Consider the following 4,868-nt stretch of genomic DNA (forward strand, 5'->3'; position numbering starts at 1 on the left):
GACTCCGTGTGCCTGGCTACTTCTTTCCGGGCGCCTTGCCGTCCCCGGAGTCGGAGGAGAGGGCGGCGATGAATGCCTCCTGCGGGACCTCCACCCGACCGACCATCTTCATCCGCTTCTTGCCTTCCTTCTGCTTCTCCAGCAGCTTGCGCTTACGGCTGATGTCACCGCCGTAGCACTTGGCGAGGACGTCCTTGCGGATGGCGCGGATGGTTTCCCGGGCGATCACCCGGCTGCCGATCGCTGCCTGGATCGGTACCTCGAACTGCTGGCGCGGGATCAGGTTGCGCAGCTTCGCGGCGATGGTGGTGCCGTAGTTGTAGGCCTTGTCCTTGTGCACGATCGCGCTGAACGCGTCCACCGGCTCGCCGTGCAACAGGATGTCCACCTTGACCAGATCGGACGCCTGCTCGCCGGAGGGCTCGTAGTCCAGTGAGGCGTAACCCTTGGTACGGCTCTTGAGCTGGTCGAAGAAGTCGAAGATGATCTCCGCGAGGGGCAGCGTGTAACGCAGCTCGACCCGGTCCGCCGAGAGGTAGTCCATGCCGAGCAGGCTGCCCCGCCGGCCCTGGCAGAGTTCCATCACCGCGCCGACGTAGTCGTTCGGGGTGAGTACGGTGGCCCGCACGACCGGCTCGTACACCTCGGCGATCTTGCCGGTGGGGTACTCGCTCGGGTTGGTCACCACGATCTCCTGCCCGTCCTCCGTGATGGCCCGGTAGACCACGTTGGGGGCGGTGGAGATCAGGTCGAGGTTGTACTCCCGCTCCAGCCGTTCCCGGATGATCTCCAGGTGCAGCAGGCCGAGGAAGCCGCAGCGGAAGCCGAAGCCGAGCGCGCCGGAGGTCTCTGGCTCGTAGTCCAGCGCGGCGTCGTTGAGCTTGAGCTTGTCCAGCGCCTCACGAAGGTTGGGGTAGTCGGATCCGTCGATCGGGTAGAGGCCGGAGTAGACCATCGGCTTCGGGTCCTTGTAGCCGCCCAGGGCCTCCTTCGCCGGCCGCGAGTTGATGGTGATCGTGTCACCCACCCGGGACTGGCGGACGTCCTTCACACCGGTGATCAGGTAGCCCACCTCACCGACGCCGAGGGCGTCGGCCTTGACCATCTCCGGGGAGATGACGCCGATCTCCAGCAGCTCGTGCACCGCGGCGGTGGACATCATCTTGATCCGGTCACGGGCGCTGATCCGCCCGTCGATCACCCGGACGTAGGTGACCACGCCCCGGTAGACGTCGTAGACCGAGTCGAAGATCATTGCCCGGGCGGGCGCGTCGGCGTCACCGACCGGCGGCACGAACTGCCGGACGATCTCGTCGAGCAGGTACGGCACGCCCTCACCGGTCTTGCCGGAGACCCTGATGCAGTCCGCCGGGTCACCACCGATCAGGTGCGCCAGTTCCTCGGCGTACTTCTCGGGCTGGGCGGCCGGCAGGTCGATCTTGTTGAGCACCGGGATGATGCGCAGGTCGTTCTCGAGCGCCAGATAGAGGTTCGCCAGCGTCTGCGCCTCGATACCCTGCGCGGCGTCGACCAGCAGGATCGCGCCCTCGCAGGCGGCCAACGAGCGGGACACCTCGTAGGTGAAGTCGACGTGTCCCGGGGTGTCGATCATGTTGAGCACGGCGGTCTCACCGGCCCGGTCACCCTCGCGGATCGTCCACGGCATCCGGACGGCCTGACTCTTGATGGTGATGCCGCGCTCGCGCTCGATGTCCATCCGGTCGAGGTACTGCGCGCGCATCTGCCGGGGATCGACCACGCCGGTGAGCTGCAACATCCGGTCGGCCAGGGTCGACTTCCCGTGGTCGATGTGGGCGATGATGCAGAAGTTCCTGATCCGCGCCGGGTCGGTGGCACCAGGAGCGTTCGCGCCGGGATCGAGCGTCGGTGGCACAGCGGTCCGTTCTGGTCGGCTGACGTGAGCGGGCCGGCACGCCGCCGGCCCCCTCTATGCTCCCACGTCGCTTCGGACGCGGTCCGCTCACTCCTGGGCTGCCGGCCACGCACCGGTCGCCGGTCGCCCACCTGGCGGCCAGCCACTCATCCGGCCGCCGGCCCGGTCACTCCGCGGGCGAGCCCGTCACTTCGCTGCCGAGGCCCGGTCACTCCGCGGGCGGCTCGACGAAGAGGGTGGCCAGTCGGGGCAGCCGGCGGCGGGCCTCCTCCTCGTCGTCGAAGTCCCAGAAGTCGTTGAGGTCCGGCACCGCGACCGGGTCGCGCTCGGCCGGCAGCTCGGTCGCGGTGGCCCTGCGGTACGCCGCCCAGGGCACCGTCAGCATCGGTTCGCAGGCGAACTCCTCGCCGCTGAGCGCGGCGGCCCGGACCCGGGGCAGCTCCGCGAGCGAGTCGGGGTCGGCGACCGCCCGGGCGAAGACCACCCGCCCCTGGGTCATCAGCCAACCACGGAAGGAGGCGAAGCCGTCATCGGAGACGCCCCCGTTGATCAGGTACGCGGCGCCCCACAGGTCGACCCGGTGCGACGCGGCCAATACCCGCCGCTGGTGGTGGGCGTACCCGACGATCTCCTCGGGATCCCGCTCGGCGAGCAGCGCGACCGCGCGGGCGGCGACCGCGTCGGGTTCGCCCCCGCCACCGGCCCGCGCCCGGTCGATCAGCTGCCAGAAATCGTCGGTCCTCATGGCCTGGCAGTCTCCCAGACCCCACCGCCGGCCCGGGGCGGCCAGTCCGGCGGGTCGCGGGCCACACCTGAGTCGTTTTGGTTCGTCCCGGCGGACCTGGTAACCTGGCTTTTCGCGCAGCGATGACGCATGCTCGTCGCGCGCACAAGCAGACCAAACCGAGCTATCAAGACGAGGCTGTCGCGTGGCGAACATCAAATCCCAGATCAAGCGCAACCGGCAGAACGAGAAGCGCCGGCTGCGTAACAAGTCGGTCAAGTCGTCGCTGAAGACCGCCGTCCGGAAGTTCCACGAGGCTGCGGAGGCCGGCGACGCCGAGAAGGCCACCGTCCTCATGCGTGAGGCCGCCCGAAAGCTGGACAAGGCCGCCAGCAAGGGTGTCATCCACGCCAACCAGGCGGCGAACCGGAAGTCGGCGATCGCCAAGCGCGTCGACTCGCTCTCGGTCTGACCGAGCGACTCAGACCTGACCGGAAGCCCCGGGCACTGCCCGGGGCTTCCGGCTGTCCGCATCGCGCCATCGTCGGCCTCGTCACCCGGTTTTGCGTTGGCACCCGGTCGACGCCGCCACTGTCGTCGGCGCCTTGATGGTCGGCGTCCCCGCCCAACAGGAACGCGTCCGCCGGCATCGCCGCCCGGTCAGGGTGGGTGCGGCGGGGGCCCGCCGGGTGCCGTGGCTTTGCGTACCGTCTCCGGCTGGTGCCGCGCGCCGTCCGGTGGGCGCTGCGCGTCGGACCGGTGTTCCCGTACCAGGCCGTGAGGCCATTCGGCGACAAGGATGCTGGCAACCGTTCGGGGCACCCGAGCTCGCCCGACCACCGGCTCCACCTGCCGGCGGAACCGGTCGCGCTCCTGTTCCGGTACCAGCGCCGCCGAGCGGACCACCCGTTCGGCCACCAGGTCGTTGAGCTTGACCATCGTCGCCACGGCCAGGGGCAGCGCCGGTACGGCCCACCAGCTGACCAGCTCGGCCAGGGCGAGCAGCACGGCGAGCGCCACGGCACCTTCGAAGAAGACGAAACAGAGCACCCCACCCGGGTTGACGACGCGCAGTCCGAGCACCCGGGCGTAGAGCGGCCGGTACCGCTCCGCCTCGGTCGGCACGGTGCGCCACGCCGTTCGGGTGGGGCCGTTCACCGGGCACCGCCCCGCCGGGCGGCCACGACGGAGAAGACCGCCTTCTCCAGGGCGTACGCCCGGTCGTCCGCGCCACCCTTGACCGCGGCGTTGCACTCGGCGGCGGCTCGCATCGCCTCGACCAGGCCCTCCGGGGTCCAACCCCGGGCCCGCTGCTGGGCATTCTTGATCTTCCAGGGCGGCATGCCGAGGCTGCTGGCCAGCTGGTACGGATCACCCCGCCCGGCGGCAGCCACCCGGGCCACGGTACGGACCCCGTCGGCCAGGGCGTCCGCGATCGGCACCGGGTCGACCCCGACGTGCAGCGCCCAGCGCAACGCCTCCAGCGCCGCCGGGACGTCCCCGATCATGGTCGCGTCGGCCACGGTGAAGCCGGTCACCTCGACCCGGCCCTTGTAGTACCGCGCGACGGTGTCCGCGCCGATCCGCCCGTCGGTGTCGGCGAGCATTTGGGAGCAGGCTGCGGCCAGTTCGCGCAGATCGGCTCCGACAGCCGCGATCAACGCCTCGGCCGCGTCCTCGGAGCAGACGCCACCGCCCCGGCGAATCTCGTCGCGGACGAAGGAGACCCGCTCGCGGTGGCCCTTGAGCTTCGCCGCGGGCACGACGGTGGCGCCGGCCGCCTTCAGTCCGTCGGCGAACGCCTTGCCCTTCGCCCCACCCAGGTGCAGAACCACCAGCTGCACGTCCGGGTCAGGGTTCTTCGCGTACCCGAGTAGCTCGGTGACCAGATCCTTGCGGGCGTCCTGGCCGGCTCGGAGCACGAGCAGCCGACGACCGCCGAAGAGCGAAGGGCTGAGCATCTCGGCGACCTCGCCGGGGGTCAGCGACCCCGCCTGGTACTCCCGGACGTCCGCGTCGGGGTCGACACTGCGGGCCCGCGCCACGGCTTCGGTCACCGCTCGCGTGGCGAGCAGCTCCTCGTCGCCGAGAACGAGGAGAATGGACGGGAGGCTGGCGGCGGTCACGTCGCCCATCTTGGCACGCCTCCCACGCGATCGTGCCTGCTCATCAGCGGCACTGGCGGCCCACCCCGCACACAGCGCAAATCCAGACATTTACCAACATCCCCCCACCGAAGCACCATTCCCC

5 protein-coding genes are annotated in these 4,868 nt (G+C 70.1%); 1 reads left to right on the top strand and 4 read right to left on the bottom strand.

Features of this window, described 5'->3' with window-relative positions:
* Positions 1-16 precede the first annotated feature (16 nt).
* Together lepA and E1166_RS29450 are read right to left on the bottom strand one after the other, a co-directional pair.
* Positions 17-1,894, bottom strand: coding sequence for a translation elongation factor 4 (gene lepA, locus E1166_RS29445; RefSeq protein WP_132343104.1), 1,878 nt, complete (start codon positions 1,892-1,894; stop codon positions 17-19).
* 208 nt (positions 1,895-2,102) lie between these two features.
* A complete protein-coding gene (locus E1166_RS29450; RefSeq protein WP_132270938.1) occupies positions 2,103-2,639 on the bottom strand; it encodes a DUF4240 domain-containing protein in 537 nt (178 codons plus the stop codon).
* A 184-nt stretch (positions 2,640-2,823) separates the two neighbouring features.
* Between E1166_RS29450 and rpsT the strand changes: the two genes are divergently transcribed.
* Positions 2,824-3,090 carry a 30S ribosomal protein S20 gene (rpsT, locus tag E1166_RS29455; RefSeq protein ID WP_132270937.1) on the top strand — a complete coding sequence of 89 codons (267 nt, stop codon included), beginning with the start codon at positions 2,824-2,826 and terminating at the stop codon, positions 3,088-3,090.
* 188 nt (positions 3,091-3,278) lie between these two features.
* Here rpsT and E1166_RS29460 read toward each other — a convergent pair whose 3' ends face one another.
* Both E1166_RS29460 and holA read right to left on the bottom strand, forming a co-directional pair.
* On the bottom strand, positions 3,279-3,776 hold the full coding sequence (locus E1166_RS29460) for a hypothetical protein (protein ID WP_243710587.1): 498 nt from the start codon (positions 3,774-3,776) through the stop codon (positions 3,279-3,281).
* The gene (gene holA, locus E1166_RS29465; RefSeq protein ID WP_132343105.1) at positions 3,773-4,753 is read right to left on the bottom strand and encodes a DNA polymerase III subunit delta; all 981 of its coding nucleotides are present in this window, start codon (positions 4,751-4,753) and stop codon (positions 3,773-3,775) included. Before holA ends, E1166_RS29460 begins: the two co-directional genes overlap by 4 nt.
* Positions 4,754-4,868 lie beyond the last annotated feature (115 nt).

The sequence above is a fragment of the Micromonospora sp. KC213 genome (genome assembly GCF_004348325.1).
Classification (GTDB): Bacteria; Actinomycetota; Actinomycetes; order Mycobacteriales; family Micromonosporaceae; genus Micromonospora.